Origin of the sequence: Sorangium sp. So ce131, assembly GCF_051519095.1 — a bacterium.
Classification (GTDB): Bacteria; Myxococcota_A; Polyangia; order Polyangiales; family Polyangiaceae; genus Sorangium.
Window position 1 is genome coordinate 7,926,370 of the sequence record NZ_CP150455.1, and the last position, 15,381, is coordinate 7,941,750.

Annotated in this window: 13 protein-coding genes; 9 read left to right on the forward strand and 4 right to left on the reverse strand. The window is 70.9% G+C overall.

Annotation, left to right across the window (positions count from 1 at the left end; genetic code table 11):
- Positions 1 to 287: 287 nt before the first annotated feature.
- Positions 288 to 1,205, reverse strand: a complete 918-nt coding sequence (locus tag WMF43_RS28875; protein ID WP_437669444.1) for a hypothetical protein — start codon at positions 1,203 to 1,205, stop codon at positions 288 to 290.
- 511 nt (positions 1,206 to 1,716) lie between these two features.
- On the opposite strand from WMF43_RS28875, the gene tssD (WMF43_RS28880) reads away from it, so the two are divergent.
- The 5 genes from tssD (WMF43_RS28880) (at position 1,717) to tssG (ending at position 6,407) form a co-directional block, all read left to right on the forward strand.
- A complete protein-coding gene (tssD, locus tag WMF43_RS28880; RefSeq protein ID WP_437669446.1) occupies positions 1,717 to 2,241 on the forward strand; it encodes a type VI secretion system tube protein TssD in 525 nt (174 codons plus the stop codon).
- A 271-nt stretch (positions 2,242 to 2,512) separates the two neighbouring features.
- Positions 2,513 to 2,998: a type VI secretion system tube protein TssD gene (tssD, locus tag WMF43_RS28885; RefSeq protein ID WP_437669448.1), complete on the forward strand. Its 486-nt coding sequence runs from the start codon at positions 2,513 to 2,515 to the stop codon at positions 2,996 to 2,998.
- 46 nt (positions 2,999 to 3,044) lie between these two features.
- Complete coding sequence (tssE, locus tag WMF43_RS28890; RefSeq protein WP_437669450.1) at positions 3,045 to 3,467, forward strand: type VI secretion system baseplate subunit TssE; 423 nt, start codon at positions 3,045 to 3,047, stop codon at positions 3,465 to 3,467.
- Between the two features lie 73 nt (positions 3,468 to 3,540).
- Positions 3,541 to 5,310, forward strand: coding sequence for a type VI secretion system baseplate subunit TssF (gene tssF, locus WMF43_RS28895; protein ID WP_437669452.1), 1,770 nt, complete (start codon positions 3,541 to 3,543; stop codon positions 5,308 to 5,310).
- Entirely contained in the window at positions 5,274 to 6,407 is a 1,134-nt protein-coding gene (tssG, locus tag WMF43_RS28900; protein WP_437669454.1) for a type VI secretion system baseplate subunit TssG, read from the forward strand. The genes tssF and tssG overlap by 37 nt, the downstream gene beginning before the upstream one ends.
- A 105-nt stretch (positions 6,408 to 6,512) precedes the next feature.
- Here the strand turns inward: tssG and WMF43_RS28905 are convergent, their stop codons facing one another.
- Positions 6,513 to 7,232, reverse strand: coding sequence for a hypothetical protein (locus WMF43_RS28905; RefSeq protein WP_437669456.1), 720 nt, complete (start codon positions 7,230 to 7,232; stop codon positions 6,513 to 6,515).
- Between the two features lie 148 nt (positions 7,233 to 7,380).
- Between WMF43_RS28905 and WMF43_RS28910 the strand changes: the two genes are divergently transcribed.
- Together WMF43_RS28910 and WMF43_RS28915 are read left to right on the forward strand one after the other, a co-directional pair.
- Complete coding sequence (locus WMF43_RS28910) at positions 7,381 to 8,088, forward strand: hypothetical protein (RefSeq protein ID WP_437669458.1); 708 nt, start codon at positions 7,381 to 7,383, stop codon at positions 8,086 to 8,088.
- A 103-nt stretch (positions 8,089 to 8,191) separates the two neighbouring features.
- Positions 8,192 to 9,229, forward strand: a complete 1,038-nt coding sequence (locus WMF43_RS28915; protein ID WP_437669460.1) for a hypothetical protein — start codon at positions 8,192 to 8,194, stop codon at positions 9,227 to 9,229.
- A 30-nt stretch (positions 9,230 to 9,259) separates the two neighbouring features.
- Here WMF43_RS28915 and WMF43_RS28920 read toward each other — a convergent pair whose 3' ends face one another.
- Both WMF43_RS28920 and lon read right to left on the reverse strand, forming a co-directional pair.
- Positions 9,260 to 10,375 carry an FHA domain-containing protein gene (locus tag WMF43_RS28920; RefSeq protein ID WP_437669462.1) on the reverse strand — a complete coding sequence of 372 codons (1,116 nt, stop codon included), beginning with the start codon at positions 10,373 to 10,375 and terminating at the stop codon, positions 9,260 to 9,262.
- A 340-nt stretch (positions 10,376 to 10,715) separates the two neighbouring features.
- Entirely contained in the window at positions 10,716 to 13,169 is a 2,454-nt protein-coding gene (lon, locus tag WMF43_RS28925; RefSeq protein WP_437669464.1) for an endopeptidase La, read from the reverse strand.
- A gap of 386 nt (positions 13,170 to 13,555) precedes the next feature.
- Between lon and WMF43_RS28930 the strand changes: the two genes are divergently transcribed.
- Both WMF43_RS28930 and fmt read left to right on the forward strand, forming a co-directional pair.
- Positions 13,556 to 14,362, forward strand: a complete 807-nt coding sequence (locus tag WMF43_RS28930; RefSeq protein WP_437669466.1) for a formylglycine-generating enzyme family protein — start codon at positions 13,556 to 13,558, stop codon at positions 14,360 to 14,362.
- Positions 14,363 to 14,426: 64 nt separating this feature from the next.
- A complete protein-coding gene (gene fmt / locus WMF43_RS28935; RefSeq protein ID WP_437669468.1) occupies positions 14,427 to 15,365 on the forward strand; it encodes a methionyl-tRNA formyltransferase in 939 nt (312 codons plus the stop codon).
- Positions 15,366 to 15,381: the final 16 nt, after the last annotated feature.

Genomic DNA, 15,381 nt, shown 5'->3' on the forward strand with positions numbered 1-15,381 from the left:
CTCCTCGCCGGCGGGCGTCTTCCTCGCCGGCGGACAGCCCTCATTCCCAGCTACAGACGGATCAACGTCACCCGAGCGGGACCGCCCCCTTTCCTTCCCTTGGTGGAGCGGGCAGGGGGCAGGAGAGGGAGCGCGGGGGGGGCGGGCGGGGACGGGCCGATGTCCGAGCAGATCCACGCGCGTCTCGTCCGCGCTCCGCGCGGGCGAGGCGCGCGTCCTGCGAGTTCGGCGGGCCCCCGCCCGCCCCCCCGCGCTCCCTCTCCTGCCCCCTGCCCGCCGCTGCAGTTCTAGTCCTGTCCGACGACGCGCTCCCAGAGCGGATCATTCGACGAGAAGAGCGTATCCCGCTCGACCCGGAGGAACCGCTGGAACTCCACGCGGCGCAGCTCGCGGTCGCTGTCGCGGTTGCCGTCCTCGTACTTCACGATCTTCACCCGCACCTGCTCCAGCAGCTGAATGCCGTTCGGCTTGTAGGAGACGTCGGTCCGCAGCATGTAGCGGGCGTAGAGCCCCCGCTCGGTGACGGACGGGATGATCGCGGTCCGCTCCAGATCGACCGAGGCCGCCTCGATCAGCCGCCCTCGCCGCGCGAGGTAGAAGTGGGCCCGCTGCCGGCAGTCGTCGGGGTCGGGGCAGGTCTTCGTCTCGGCCACGACGAGGTTGTCGTTGCCGATCCGCACCGGCTGCAGCTTGGTCCCCTTCGCGGGCGCGCGGAAGCTGCCGACGCCGAAGACGTCCGCGCGGTCGCCGGCGGCGCGCACCAGCGCGACCAGACCGCCCTCGTCGCCGTTCTCGAACGTGAGCACGCGCAGCCAGACGGTGCGGAGCCCCTCCGGCCCCGATCGGATCTCGACCTCGTCGGGATCGATCTTGCGCGGCCACCCGGATTTGGAGATGCCGCCGCGCAGCGTCTCGTTGGCGAACACGTAGTGGCCGGTGCAGTCGACGTCGGTCGGCCCGATCCCGCGCTCCTCGCTGTAGGTGGGGACGATGACCGCCAGCCACTGGTCTGGGTCGAGGGTCCGGACGGCCGCCTTGTTGCCTGCCGCGCGGCGCGCGGGCGGGAGCTGGGTCGTGCAGACCGGAATCGGGTTCTGCTTGCGTGTCTGCAGCTCGCCGTGCGGCTGCTCGGGGTACGCACCGCAGCCCGCGAGGGCGGCGGCGAGCCCCAGACCGACGACGGAGACGAAGCGAACGATGCTCACGCGACCTTCGTATCATGCAAGGCCTCGCCGAGGCGAGTTCGCGACCGAACCCCCTGGCCGGCCACCGTCGTTGGCCGGCCACCTCCTGGCCGGCCACCTCCTGGCCGGCCACTCCGGTCGAGATGGTCGACCGGAGAACCGGCGCGCGCCGTGGTGCAAGCGCTGAAGAACCGCTGCATCGCCGCGGCCCCGGCATCTCGACGGCGCCAGCGGCGCCTCGGCACACCTCTACACTCATGCGCTCCACGGCGAGCGGCGGAATGTTGCGACTTCATCAAGAACAGAACGAAAGCCGACGGCACACGCCGATCTGGGATACAAAAGTCTTGACGCTCCGCCATAGGGAGTTACCCTCGGGACTCCCTGGGAAATCAGGGATAGAGACAGGGTGTCAGCCCTGGCTCTATGATTCCAGACCTGTACTCCCTGAGAGGGCGGACCTTCTGCCAGCGCGCAATGGGGCGTAGACTGAGCCCAGGCGGTGAGTCCTTGACGGAAGAGGTATGTGACCATGGCAATGCAGGCATATCTGAAGCTGAAGGGCCTGAAGCAGGGTGAGATCAAGGGATCGGTCACCCAGGCGGGCCGCAAGGACAAGATCGGCGTCGTCGCGGTGAACCACACCATCGTGAGCCCGCGCGACCCGGCGACCGGGATGCCCAGCGGGAAGCGCCAGCACAAGCCTCTCACCATCACGAAGGAGCTCGACAAGTCGACCCCCCTCCTCCTCCAGGCCCTGGTCACCAACGAGACCATCTCGGAGTGGGAGCTCCAGTTCATCACCACGGCCATCAGCGCCCAGACGGGCGTCGGCGCCGAGAAGAACCACTACACGATCAAGCTCGTCAACGCGACGATCGCGAGCATCGATTTCATCATGGATCACACCCGCAAGAATGCGGATGTGGCCGCGGGCGGCTTGGCCACGCAGCAGCAGGAGACCGAGAGGGTCTCCTTCACGTACCAGAAGATCATCTGGACGTGGACCGACGGCGGCATCACGGCGGAGGACGACTGGGAGACGCCGGTCACGTGATCAGCGGCTTCTAACGCCTCTGGCTTCATCGCTCCGGGCGGCCTTCGGGTCGCCCGGTTGCGTTTGTTGTTCTGGGTCGGACCGGCTAGGCTCTGTCTGACGAACGTCGCGAGCGGCCCGAGCCTAGGGAGAGCGAGCAAGGAATACTGCAGTATTCCGAGCGAGCTCGACCGACGGATCGGGCCGCTCAGCAGTTCGTCAGGCAGAGCGTAGGGTGGGTCGCTCGTGATCTAGAGATGGCCGCTACGCGCAGCAGGACCAGAAGTTTGGCATGACCCTGAACGCCTACCTCAGAATCGTCGGCGAGCGACAGGGGGAGGTCAGGGGTTCTGTCACCCAGAAGGGGCGAGAAGGCAGCATCCTGGTCACCGGGGTATCCCACTCGCTGATCGGGCCGCGCGACCCGGTGACCGGGCGCCCGACGGGCAAGCGGATGCACAAGCCCTTCGTCGTCACGAAGCACCTCGATCGGTCCACCCCGTTCCTCCTCAACATCCTGGTCCACAACGAGAACATCCCTCGCTGGGAGCTCCAGTTCTACCGGTCGATCGCGCTCGGCGTCGAGAGGCCGGTCTTCACGGTCCAGCTCGTCAACGCGACCATCTCGAGCATCCAGTTCCACATGCTCAACGTGAAGAACCCGGCGCAGGCGCGCGTGCCCGAGCAGGAGGAGGTCGCGTTCACCTACCAGAAGGTCGTCTGGACCTGGCACGACGGGGGCGTCTCGGCGGAGGACGACTGGCTCACGCCGCGCTGAACGGGCGGGCTTCCTCTCGGGGCGCGACCTGATCTACGCTTGCGCCGTGGCCGGCGCTTCGCTCCTTGCCCGCATCCTGCACGCGGCCGACCCGCACTCGACGGAGCGGCACACCAACCGGGATCACGACCTCGAGTCGGCCATCCTGGCGCACCTCGGGCACATGCTGAACACCCGGCAGGGCAGCTCGCTGACCTGCCCGGACTACGGCCTCATGGAGGTCTCCGAGGTGCTGCACGAGTTCCCCGAGGCGATCGGCCTGGTGCAGCGCTCGCTCAAGAACTGCATCCAGACCTATGAGCCGCGGCTGAAGAACGTGCAGGTCCGGCACATGCGCAGCGACGCGGCGATGCAGTCGATGGTCCTGGAGTTCGAGATCACCGCGCAGGTCCAGTTCCCTGACGGCCGGCGCCAGGCGCTCCGGCTCGGCGCCGTGGTGGACCAGAGCGGCAACGTCCGGATGACGTAGCTTCTGTCCGGCGGCCGAGCTCACGGCGGTTGACACGCTTCGGCCTCGGCGGTCGACTGGCGGTGACCAGAGGATGTTCAACAAATACTACCAGGACGAGCTCAGCTACCTGCGGGATCTGGGGCGGGAGTTCGCCGCCGCCTACCCCGGGATCGCGCCCATGCTCGCGGAGCGCGGCGGCGATCCCGACGTCGAGCGGCTGCTCGAGGGCGTCGCCTTCCTGACGGGCAAGATCCGCCAGAAGCTCGACGACGAGCTCCCGGAGGTGATCCACTCGGTCGCGTCGCTCCTCTTCCCGCACTACCTCCGCCAGATCCCGGCGACGTCGATCATCGAGTTCACGCCGCTGCCCAACGTGGTCCGCGAGAAGCTCGTCGTCGCCCGTCACGCGGAGGTGGGGTCGGTGCCGGTCGACGGCGTGTCGTGCCGCTTCCGGACGACGCAGGACGTCGAGCTCGTGCCGCTCACGGTGGAGGACGTGCGCGTCGACACGGGCGCGCAGCTCGCGCAGACGCTGCGCATCGAGCTCCGCCTGACCGGGGGCGCCGCGCTGGCGGGCCTGTCGCTCTCGTCGCTCCGCTTCTACATCCACGGCGAGCGGCGGCTGCAGGACGACCTCCGCCTCTGGGTCGGCGCGCACGTCGACACGGTCGCGCTGGCCGCGGTGGACGCCGCGGGGCGCGACACGACGATCGCGTCGCTCCCGGCGCGCGCCGTGCGGCTCACCGGCTTCTCCGACGAGGAGGCGCTGATCCCGTACCCGAAGACGGTCTACCCCGGGTTCCGGCTCTTGCAGGAGTTCTTCACGCTCCCGCAGAAGTTCGCGTTCTTCGAGGTCACGGGCCTCCAGGCGCTCACCGCGGACCGGGTCTCCGATCGGTTCGCGATCCTGCTCCAGTTCAGGGACGGGCTGCCGCCGGGCACCCGGGTCGGCAGGGACAACCTCCGGCTGTTCTGCTCGCCGGTCGTGAACCTGTTCGAGCACACGAGCGACCCGATCAAGCCCGAGGCGACGAAGCACGAGTACCTGTGCCGCCCGGCGGGCGCGGCGCCCGCGGCCTTCGAGATCCACAGCATCGACAAGGTCGTCGGGATCGCCCGGCGCACGAGCCAGCGCGTCGAGATCCCCTCCTTCTTCAGCTTCCAGCACGAGCTCGATCCCGAGGCCGCCGCGCGCACGATCTTCTACCAGACGCACCTCCGGCCGGCCGCGATCGGCGACGGGATCGACATGTACCTGTCGTTCGGCTCGCCGCAGGACGCGGGGGCGCTCCCCGAGTTCGACGTGATCAGCATCGAGGCGACGAGCACGAACCGCCGCCTCCCGGCGCAGCTCAAGCTGGGCGACCTCCGGGTGCCGACGGCGACCTCGCCCGCGGTGGCGAGCTTCACCAACCTCACCGGCGTCACGGCGCCCCTGCCGCCGCCGATGGGGCGCGAGCTGCAGTGGCGCGTGCTCGCCCACATGGCCATGAGCTACCGCTCGATCACCGAGCTCGAGGTGCTCCGGGCGACCGTCGACCTCTACAACTTCCAGGCGATCGTCGATCGCCAGGCCGCCCGCGCGAACCAGCTCCGCCTCGCCGCGATCAAGTCGATCCGGGTGCGGCCGACCGATCGGCTGTACCGGGGCGCGCCCGTGCGCGGCGTGGCGGTCGACGTCGAGATCGACGAGGGCGGGTTCGTCGGCGAGGGGGAGATGTACCTGTTCGCGAGCATCCTCAACGAGATGCTCGGGTCCTACGTCTCGCTCAACTCGTTCACGCAGCTGACGGTCACCGGCACGAACACACGCGTGGTGCACAAATGGGAGCCGAAGAGCGGCAGCCTGACCTTGATCTGAGGGCGCCGGCGCCGAGAGGCGCGGCGAGCGCCGACCCCGCCGTGCTGGAGACGCTCCGGCGCTTCGAGGAGTCCGCGCCGCGCTTCTCGTACTACCGCCTCATCTACCTGCTCGAGCGGCTCTTCCCCGCCGCGCCGCCCGTGGGCCAGCTCGGGCCGGTGCAGGACGAGCGCATCCGGCTGCGCGGCGATCCGTCGCTCATCTTCGCGTCGAGCGACGTGAGCGAGCTCGCGCTGACCAAGTACCCGGACGCGGTGCAGCGGGCGCGCGTCTCGGCCACGTTCCTCGGCCTGTACGGCTCGGTGTCGCCGCTGCCCGCGTACTTCGTCGAGCAGATCGCGCTGTCGGACTACCAGGGCGGCCCGCAGCCCATCCGCGATCTGCTCGACGTGCTCCACCACCGGCTCCTGTCGCTCCTCTACCGGGCGTGGACGAAGTACCGGCTGCCCGTCACCTACCGCAAGCAGGGCACCGACGCCTTCTCGCGCAGGATGTTCTGCGCGGTCGGCCTCGACGGGTTCCGCGACCACGAGACGCCGCTCGATCGCTTCTTCTTCCTCCGCTACGCGCCCATCCTCGCCTCGAAGTCGCGCTCGGCGCGCAACCTCGAGACGGTGCTGGGCGAGATGCTCGGGGGCATCGGCGTGCGGATCGAGCAGTTCGTCGGCCACTGGACGCTGATCGAGAAGCCGTTCAGGAACAAGCTCGGCGTGATGAACCACCAGCTCGGCGAGAGCCTGACGCTGGGGCGCTACGTGTTCGACGGCTCGGGGCGCTACAAGGTCGTGCTCGGCCCGGTCGGCTACGACGAGTACCTCTCGTTCCTGCCCGGGGGACGGCGCCAGGAGCTCGTGCGCGGCATCATCGAGACCTTCACGCCGGGGATCCACGACGTGATGCTCGAGATCCACGTGGACACGGAGCAGGCGCCCCGGTTCCAGCTCGGGTCGCCGCGCGCCGCGACGCTGAAGCGCACCGCGTGGATCGGCGGCTCGGCGGCGGAGCGGCTCGTGATCACGATCCCGCTCGACGAGAAGCACCTCGCCGGCAGCGCCGACGCGGACGACGAGGATCGGGGCGAGCCCCCGCCGATGTGAGGGCGCGCGGCGCGGCCGCGAGGCGCGGCGCGCCCGGTCGTCGCGCCCGGTCGTCGCGCCCGGTCGTCGCGCCCGGTCGTCGCGCCCGGTCGTCGCGCCCGGTCGTCAGTAGACGGTGAGGCTCTGCAGCGCGGCGGCGATCTCGTCGGCGCTCGCGTCCACGTTCTCGTTGTGCACGATCTGCACGAGCAGGACGCGGCGAGGGCTCCGGACGAGGATCTCGTGCGCGAACGCCTCGGACACGGGCTTCGAGGGGATCTTCGCCTTCACGAGGTAGCTGCGCCCCTGCGTGTTCGCGGTGGCGACGGGCGCGCGGCCGGAGAGGATGTGCGCGCCCTGCTCCTCGAGATCCGCCTCGTAGCGCTTGAGCACGTCGGGCCACGGGTCCTCGGGGCTGTCGATGCGCTCGTAGATCGAGAACAGGAACTGCCGCGGCGACTGGTACGTGATGAAGCGGTGCTCCGGCGTGTTGTCGGCGCCGCCGACGTTCCAGTCGATCGGGCGGCTCATGCGGACGTCGCCGTCCATGAGGCCGACGCCGATCCGGCGAGGCACCCGGTCCGTCGCCGGGGCGTCGAGCGGCGGGAAGTACACCTCGAAGCTCGCCTTGTCCTTGCTGAGCATCCCGCTCGCGCCGTGGAGGTAGAAGACCTCGTCCTGCCTGGGGGCGGTGGGCGATCCGCCGCAGCCGGCGAGCAGCGCGAGCGCCAGCGCAGCGGTGGCGGCGGCGCGTGACGCGCCGGCGCGCCCCATCGCCGCTGCGAGCGGGCGCCGGGCGCGGTGGGCGGGGGCGTGGGCGAGCGTCGGCCTTCCGAGGAGCCTCATCACGGCGAACTCTAGGCCAGCGGGGGCGCGCCAGCCAAATGTTCGCAGAGGAGTTTGCCTCCGAGGCGTCCGCCATTGAATGATTGCCCGGCCCGGGCAGCGCTGCGCCCGCCGATCGGGGCGGTGCCCCACGTGCCGCGAGAGAGCCATGTCGAACGAAAGCAATCCGAGTCGCAAGGGCGCGCCTGCCGGAGCACCGGCGCCCGGCGCGCCGTGCCCGCCCAGCAGGCCGAGCCCCCACCGCGCGCGTCCGGCGTCGAGCCGCCGCGCGCCCCGACGCCCCGCGCTCGCGGCGGCGTTCACGCTTGCGCTGGGAGGCGCGGCGTGCAGCGGCATCGACGCCGGGGTGGAGTACCCGGACGATCTGCCGGACATCGATCGACAGGTCGTCACGCCCGAGAACGGCCCGGACCCGTCGATCACGCTGGGGGCGTTCAAGATCAGCCCGGAGGCGTGCAAGGGGATCGACACGCACACGGTCACCGAGAAGCTCTCCCCGGAGGATCTCAGCCGCTTCCTGGAGGCCCAGGGCGCCAGCGGCATCACCCCGAAGCTGGCGCGGTCGAACCTGTACTGGTTCGACTTCCCCGCGAGCGACAAGTCCTTCGTCCGGCTGCGCCTCGCGGTGCTGGACAGCTCCCAGCACGCCACGCAGGACCTCCACGACGCCCTGCTGCAGCACGGGCCGGGCTGGTGGGGCGTCCGGCGCTCGAACCTCGCCGTGCTCGCGCCGAAGGCGAGCCTGAGGGAGGCGATGGCGTTCGCGATCAAGTACAAGCTCGTCTGCTGGGGGGTGTTCACGTACGCGGGCAACGACGACGCGTACGTGGTCCCGGGTCCGTACGCCGAGCTGTGACCCGAGCCGCGCGGCCGGCGGAGGAGGCGCGCGCCGTCGCCGCGCCGCCGGCCGACCTCTGCGAAGCTGGCCCCCGCGCGGCAAGAGCGCGTAGACTGCGCCCATGCGCCGTTACGTCTTGTTCGCCGCCGCCGTCGCACCGATCCTCGCCGCGGCCGCAGCCGTCACCGTGCCCGGCTGCGGCGAGGAGTTCGAGAACATCTGCGCGTTCCTCGACGACGCGAACAGCTGCTATCACCAGTTCCGCGACGAGACCTCGGAGCAGTGCTGGACGTCGGACGCCGAGAGCTCACCGAGCGGCATCTTCGCGAGCCGGGAGACGCTCGACGTCTGCTTCCTCGATGTCGGGCAGATCGTCTTCGATCCGCCCCTCGACATCGCGGCGTTCCCACCGACAAGCGTCTCGTTCAAGCGCCTCGACGGTCTAGCGGCGGAGTGCGGCGCGGTCACGTTCTCTGGAGAATATAGCTACTCGGTGACGGTCCAGGTGCCGTGCACCGCCGATGTGGACGCCGGCGCAGCGGAGTGCCCGGATGCGGGCGCGGACGGCACCGGCACGATCGGCAGGACGATCACGCTGACGACCCCGGAGGGCAGGAGCACCCTCGACGTGAGCTGCGCAGACGGGACATCGCACCACTTCAACCGGGTCGACATCCAAGAGTGCGCGGACGAAGGGCAAGACCAGCTGCTGCCTCGCGCCGTGCTCGAGGCGAGCGCGGGCAACCAGCCTCCGCCGGACGCCGCCCCCACGGAGACGGAGGCGTACGACGGGTTCGTCAAGCTCAGCATCCATTACCCTCAGAGCGGCGCGACGGTGGCGAGCGGGGAGAAGAAGTCGGTCACGAAGGACGCTGTCGTGGTCGAATACTTCAACTGCCGTATCCCTGCTCCCACGCCGCTTTGCTTCGACGGCGAGAAGGACGGCCTGGAGACAGACGTCGACTGCGGCGGCACGCTCTGCGCGAAGCGGTGCGGGGCGGGAAAGTCTTGCGCTTCGGAAGCGGACTGCGATGGGCTGCCCTGTGAGCCGGACACGGACGGATTCCGCAAGTGCACAGGCGCGGCGGAGGGTAACGCGGGCGGTGGCGGCAGCGGCGGTAACGGCGCTGGCGGCAGCGGCGGCGCTGGCGGAGAGTAGCCTCCCGCCGCCTCGAGGCGGCCTTCCCGCCTACGCCACCAGCACCTTCACCACGAACGTCGTGCTCCCGAGCCGCAGCCGGTCGTTGTCGCGCAGCTGGCGGCGCTCGCCCTGCGCGAGGCGCTGCTCGTTGACGAACGTGCCGTTGCGCGAGCCGTCGTCCTCGATGAAGACCTGGCCCGTCGTCGGATCGGCGTGGAGCGAGGCGTGGCGCGAGGACGCGCTCGCGTCGGCGAGCCCGATCTCCGTGGCCGGGTCCGCCCCGGCGCGCCCCACCTGCATGCGGCCGCTGTACATCGGCCAGAAGCTGCCTCCAGGGTCGTTCTGGAACGTCACGAGGAAGCCCACGAGGACCCGCGACGGCTGCGCCGTGATCGGCTGCACGACGCCCGGGACCGCGCCATGCACGGCCTGCGGCGCGACCGAGGCCGGCCTGCCCTGCACCAGCGGCGGCGGCGCCACCGCGCCCCCACCCTGCACCAGCGGCGGCGGCGCCACCATCCCGGGCATCGACGTCGGCACGACCGCGGGGACCCCGCCCTGCACCAGCGGCGGCGGCGCGACCGCGCCCATCCCGCCCTGCACCAGCGGCGGCGGGGCCACCATCCCCGGCGTCGCCGACGGCACCACCATCGGCGGAGGCGCGACCCGCTGCGGCGGCGCGCCGAACACCGGGCCGCCCTGCTGCATCGGCTGCTGCCCCATCGCGCCGCCCCCCAGGCCGCCGATCGGCGACGCGATGGGCGGCGGAACCGGCGCGACCCCGGGCGTGTTCATCGGAGGGGACGACGGCTGCGACGAGAGCCCGCCCGAGGGGGCCGCGCGCGCCCAGGGAGACACCGGAAAACCAGCCTCCCCACCGCCGGACGAGAACGCGCCGCCGCCCATGCCGACCGCCTGAGGCGGCGGTGGATAAGCGCCCTGCCCGCCTCCCATCCCGGCGTAGCCCGGGGACACCACCGGCGGCGGCGCCGCGCCCCCGTAGCCACCCGCGCCCGGCTGCCCGTACCCCGGCGGGCCCGGCGGGGCATACGCGTCGCCCCCGGCCTGCACCGGCGGCGGCGCGATCGGCGCGGAGGCCCCAGGAGACGCGCCGGCCACGCTCGTGCCGCACATCGAGCAAGCGTTGTCAGTCTCCTTGAGCATCCACGCGCAGTTCGGACACGGCCTCATGCGCTGTCGAGGCTACCGATTCGCTTGACTTCCGTCGAGACGAAAGGCCGCCCGCACACGCGCGCATGCTCGGCCCCGACGCGCGCGGCGCGGCCTCAGAAGCGGCGCGACGAAGCAGCGCGCCTGCAGGCGCGGCGCGACGGAGCAGCGCGCCTGAAGGCGCGGCGCGACGGAGCAGCGCGGCCCGGAGAGACGGAGACGTCGAGCGCATCGAAGCGGCCGGCGCCGCGCGATCCGATGAACAAAGAAAAGGCGCCGCGCGTCATCGCCGCGCGGCGCCCCGGCAGGCCGATCGATCGTCGATCAGCCGAGCTCAGTTGCTGGCGATCGAGCTCTTCTCCGACTTCTCCAGGTCCTTCTTCTCGCCGTCCTTGGACTCCTCCGTGACGGCCGTGGGCTCGGGCATGTGCTCGAGCGCGGCCTCGAGGACCTGCTCCATCCGGCTGACGAAGAAGAACTGCAGCTCGTCCACGACCTCCTTCGGGACCTCCTCGAGATCCGCCCGGTTGCGCTCGGGGACGATGATGCGCTTGATGCCGGCGCGGTGCGCCGCCAGCACCTTCTCCTTCAGGCCGCCGATCGGGAGCACGCGGCCGCGCAGCGTGATCTCGCCCGTCATCGCGACGTCGTGGCGGACCTTGATGCCGGTGAGGAGCGAGACGAGCGCCGTGAACATCGTGACGCCCGCGCTCGGCCCGTCCTTCGGCATCGCGCCGGCGGGGATGTGGATGTGCAGGTCGCTCTTCTCGAGGAAGTCCTTCGCGATGCCGTACCTCGCCGCGTTGCTGCGCACGAAGGACAGCGCCGCCTGCGCCGACTCCTTCATCACGTCGCCCAGCTGGCCAGTCAGCTGGAGCTTGCCCGTGCCGTACATCCGCGTCGCCTCGATGAAGAGGATCTCGCCGCCGACGCTCGTCCACGCGAGGCCCGTCGCGACGCCGCTCTCGGCGGTGCGCTCCGCGACCTCGCTCGTGTACTTCGCCGGGCCGAGGAACTCGTGCAGGTCGTCCTCGTTGTCGACGCGCCGCTTCTGCGTGTCGCCCTCGGCCACCTTCACGGCCACGCCGCGGATGACGCCCGCGATCTGCCGCTCGAGCGAGCGGACGCCGGCCTCGCGCGTGTAGTGATCGATGATCTCCTCCAGCGCCTTGTCGGTCACCTCGAGCTGCTCGGTCGTGAGCCCGTGCTCCGACAGCTGCTTCGGCAGGAGGTGCTGCCGCGCGATCGCGAGCTTCTCCTTCCGCGTATAGCCGGGGATCTCCAGGATCTCCATGCGGTCGCGGAGGGGCGGCGGGATCGGATCGGCCACGTTCGCGGTCGCGACGAACATCACGTGCGACAGGTCGTACGGGATCTCCAGGTAGTGATCCGCGAACGTGTTGTTCTGCTCCGGGTCGAGCACCTCGAGCAGCGCCGCCGAGGGATCGCCGCGGAAGTCGTGCCCGATCTTGTCCACCTCATCCATCATGAAGACCGGGTTGATCGTCCCCGACTTCTTCATGCCCTGGATGATCTGGCCCGGGAGCGCGCCGACGTAGGTGCGCCGGTGGCCGCGGATCGCCGCCTCGTCGTGCACGCCGCCGAGCGAGACGCGGTGGAACTTGCGGCCGAGGGCGCGCGCGATGCTCCGGCCGAGCGAGGTCTTGCCGACGCCGGGCGGGCCGAGCAGGCAGAGGATCGGGCCCTTCTTGTCCTGCTTCAGCTTGCGCACGGCGAGGTACTCGAGGATGCGCTTCTTGACCTTCTCCAGGCCGTAGTGATCCTCGTCGAGCACCTTGCGGACGCTCCCGATGTCGAGGTTGTCCTGCGTCGACTGCGTCCACGGCACGTCGAGGATCCAGTCGAGGTACGTGCGCACCACGGTGTACTCGGCCGACCCGACCTGCATCGTGCGCAGCCGCTTCAGCTGCTTCTTCGCGACGGTCTCCGCCTCGGTGGGCAGGTTGGCCTTCGCGATGCGGTCCTCGAGCCCGTCGAGATCGCCCTGATCGCCGTCGTCCTCGCCGAGCTCCTCCTTGATGGCCTTGAGCTGCTGGCGCAGGACGTACTCGCGCTGGTTCTTGCCCATCTCCTCCTTGATCTGGGAGTTGATGCGCTCGCGCATCTTCAGGATCTCGAGCTGCCGCGTGAGCAGCCGGAGCACCTTGCGGATGCGCTCCTTCACGTCGATCGTCTCGATGAGCTGCGCCTTCTCCTCGACCGGCGCGTCCAGGTTCGCCGCCACGAGGTCGGCGAGCGCGCCGGGCGCCTGGATCGAGTCGATGAGCGAGCCCGCCTCGCGCGGGAGCTCGGGCATCAGCTGGATGACCTGCTTCGCGATGTCGCGCAGGCTCATCGCGAGCGCCTCGGCCTCGACGTCCTCCGTCGCCGGCTCGTCCATGCGGCGGATCTTGGCGCGCAGGTACGGCGTGTGCGCCGTGACGCTGTCGAGCCGGATCCGGGTGAGGCCCTGCAGGATCAGCGAGTAGTTGCCGGAGCTGTGCTTCAGCGCCTTCAGCACGCGCGCGGCGCAGCCCATGGGGTAGAGATCTTCAGCCCCGGGATCGTCGGTCGACGGATCGCGCTGGGCGAAGATCGCGATGACCGGGCCGGGGAGGTTGTCGACATCCTCGACCAGCGCGACGGACTTCTCGCGGCCGACATCGAAGGGCGCGACGGCGCCCGGGAACAGGACCGCGTTGCGGATCGGCAGAACCGGCAGCTCGTCGCCGAAGACGACCTCTTCCTCGGAGCGCGGCGGCATCGGCGGGTTCTTTTTCTCGGACATGGCGATCTCCTCTAGGCACCCGACCGGGGGAGGTAAACCCCTTCATGAGCCTGCGGCCGGGCCGCGCGCTCGACGCGCGCGCCCCGGTCATCTTGGCTTGGATCTCGACGGATGAGAATTGTGCGACCTTGGCGCCTGCTGGCGAGAATTTTGCCAGCAGGCCCACGGAAAACCACCATAGACACGTCGCATGCGGCGTGCCACAGCCCTGGTCATTTTTTTGGACGAGGGTACGCTCGGCGCTGGCTTCCCCGCTCGCCCTCTCGCAACGCGCGCTGCAGCGCTCGCTCGTCAAGCCGAGACGGAGGCGCCGCCGGGCGCCGCGCCGGAGGGCCGGCGGCGCGAGGCGATCGCCGGAGCCCTCGCTGAACGATGCCCGCTGAACGATGATCGATCCCCTGCTCGGCCTCGGCGCGCTCGCGCTCGCGATGCTCACGCTGCCAGCGGCGCCCGCGCTCGATCCCGGGCCGAGCCCGATGTGTCCGCCGGACATGCGGCTCGTCACCGGCACACACCATGACGAGGTGCAGCATGTGTGCGTCGAGGCGGTCCAGAGCGGCAGCGCGACGCGCTGCTTCGCCTACTGGGAGGGCATCACCGCCGAGGAGGGCGCGGCGACCGAGATCTCGGTGTGTATGGACCAGTTCGAGGCGCCGAACCAGCGCGGGGCGAAGCCGCTCGTGATGCAGTCGTTCGAGATGGCGAGCGCGTGGTGCGCGGCGCGCGGCAAGCGGGTGTGCGCCGAGCAGGAGTGGGAGCTCGCGTGCGAGGGCCCGGAGCGGCGCCCGCTCGTCTACGGCTGGCGCGTCGACAAGGCGATCTGCAACAGCGGCAAGGCGTGGCGGCAGGTCGACGAGCGGAAGCTCGGCGCCTCGGGCGAGGTGGCGCGGCGCGAGGTGGAGCGGCTCTGGCAAGGTGCCCCGAGCGGCTCGCACCCCGGGTGCGTCTCGGCGTTCGGCATCTTCGACATGATGGGGAACGTCGAGGAGTGGGTCGCCTCGCGCCGCGGCCGGAGGTGGCCGGGCGCGCTCATGGGCGGCTTCTGGGCGAAGCCGTGGACGGGCTGCCGCGGGACCAACGACGCGCACGAGCCGCGGTTCGCGTTCTACGAGACCGGGTTCCGCTGCTGCGCCGATCCGCGCGGCGCCGCGCCGCGCAGCGCAGGGCCGGACGACCGCGGCGCGCGGCCCTGAAGCGGGGCCGACGCGCGTCGAAGAAGGCCGCGTGGCGCGGCGCCGCTCCTGCTAGAGCTAGGGCGTGCGCGCGCTCTTCTTCGGAACCCCCGCCATCGCCGTCCCCTCGCTGGAGGCGCTCGCGTCGATCGCGGACGTCGTCGGCGTCGTCTGCCAGCCCGACCGGCCCGCCGGGCGCGGGCTCGAGCTGAAGGCGCCGCCGGTCAAGCTCAAGGCGATGGAGCTCGGCCTGCCGGTGGTGCAACCCGAGAAGGTGCGCACGGCCGAGTTCGCCGCGTGGGTGAAGGGCGCGGAGGCCGACGTCGCGCTGGTGATCGCCTACGGCCGGATCCTGCCCAGGGCGGTGCTCGACGCGCCCCGGCGCGGCTGCATGAACCTGCACGCGTCGATCCTGCCGCGCTACCGCGGCGCGGCGCCGATCACGTGGGCGATCGTCGGGGGCGAGGCCGAGACGGGCATCTCGCTGATGCAGATGGACGAGGGCATGGACACGGGGCCGGTGTACGCGGTGCACCGGACGCCGATCGGCCCCGACATGACGGCCGACGAGCTCGCCGTCGCGCTCGGGGCGCTCGCGGCGCGCGTCGTGCGCGAGGATCTCGGCCGGGCGGTGGACGGCGCGATCGAGGCCGCGCCGCAGGACCACGCGGCGGCCACCCACGCGCCGCTCCTGAAGAAGGAAGACGGGCGGATCCGGTGGGATCGGAGCGCCCGGGAGGTGCACGATCACATCCGGGGGATGACCTCGTGGCCGGGCGCGTTCACGACGATCCAGGGCAAGGCGCTGAAGGTCCTGGCCACGCGCGTCGAGAGCGAGGCCAGCCGCGGAGAGGCGCCGCCCGGCACCGTGGTGATGGCCGGCCGCGACATCGTGATCGTCGCCTGCGGCACGGGCGCGATCCAGATCCTGCGCGCGCAGGCCGAGGGGCGGAAGCCGCTCGCGGCGGCGGAGCTCGTCGCCGGGCGGACGCTGCAGACGGGGATGGTGCTCGGCGGCGGCTGAGCGCCGCGCTCGCCCG

Coding starts and splice junctions, on each gene's coding strand:
- tssD (WP_437669446.1), top strand. CDS start 1,717: ATGGCAATGCAGGCATATCTGAAGCTGAAGGGCCTGAAGCAGGGTGAG.
- tssD (WP_437669448.1), top strand. CDS start 2,513: ATGACCCTGAACGCCTACCTCAGAATCGTCGGCGAGCGACAGGGGGAG.
- tssF (WP_437669452.1), top strand. CDS start 3,541: ATGTTCAACAAATACTACCAGGACGAGCTCAGCTACCTGCGGGATCTG.
- tssG (WP_437669454.1), top strand. CDS start 5,274: ATGGGAGCCGAAGAGCGGCAGCCTGACCTTGATCTGAGGGCGCCGGCG.
- WMF43_RS28905 (WP_437669456.1), bottom strand. CDS start 7,232: ATGAGGCTCCTCGGAAGGCCGACGCTCGCCCACGCCCCCGCCCACCGC.
- WMF43_RS28910 (WP_437669458.1), top strand. CDS start 7,381: ATGTCGAACGAAAGCAATCCGAGTCGCAAGGGCGCGCCTGCCGGAGCA.
- WMF43_RS28915 (WP_437669460.1), top strand. CDS start 8,192: ATGCGCCGTTACGTCTTGTTCGCCGCCGCCGTCGCACCGATCCTCGCC.
- WMF43_RS28920 (WP_437669462.1), bottom strand. CDS start 10,375: ATGCTCAAGGAGACTGACAACGCTTGCTCGATGTGCGGCACGAGCGTG.
- lon (WP_437669464.1), bottom strand. CDS start 13,169: ATGTCCGAGAAAAAGAACCCGCCGATGCCGCCGCGCTCCGAGGAAGAG.
- WMF43_RS28930 (WP_437669466.1), top strand. CDS start 13,556: ATGATCGATCCCCTGCTCGGCCTCGGCGCGCTCGCGCTCGCGATGCTC.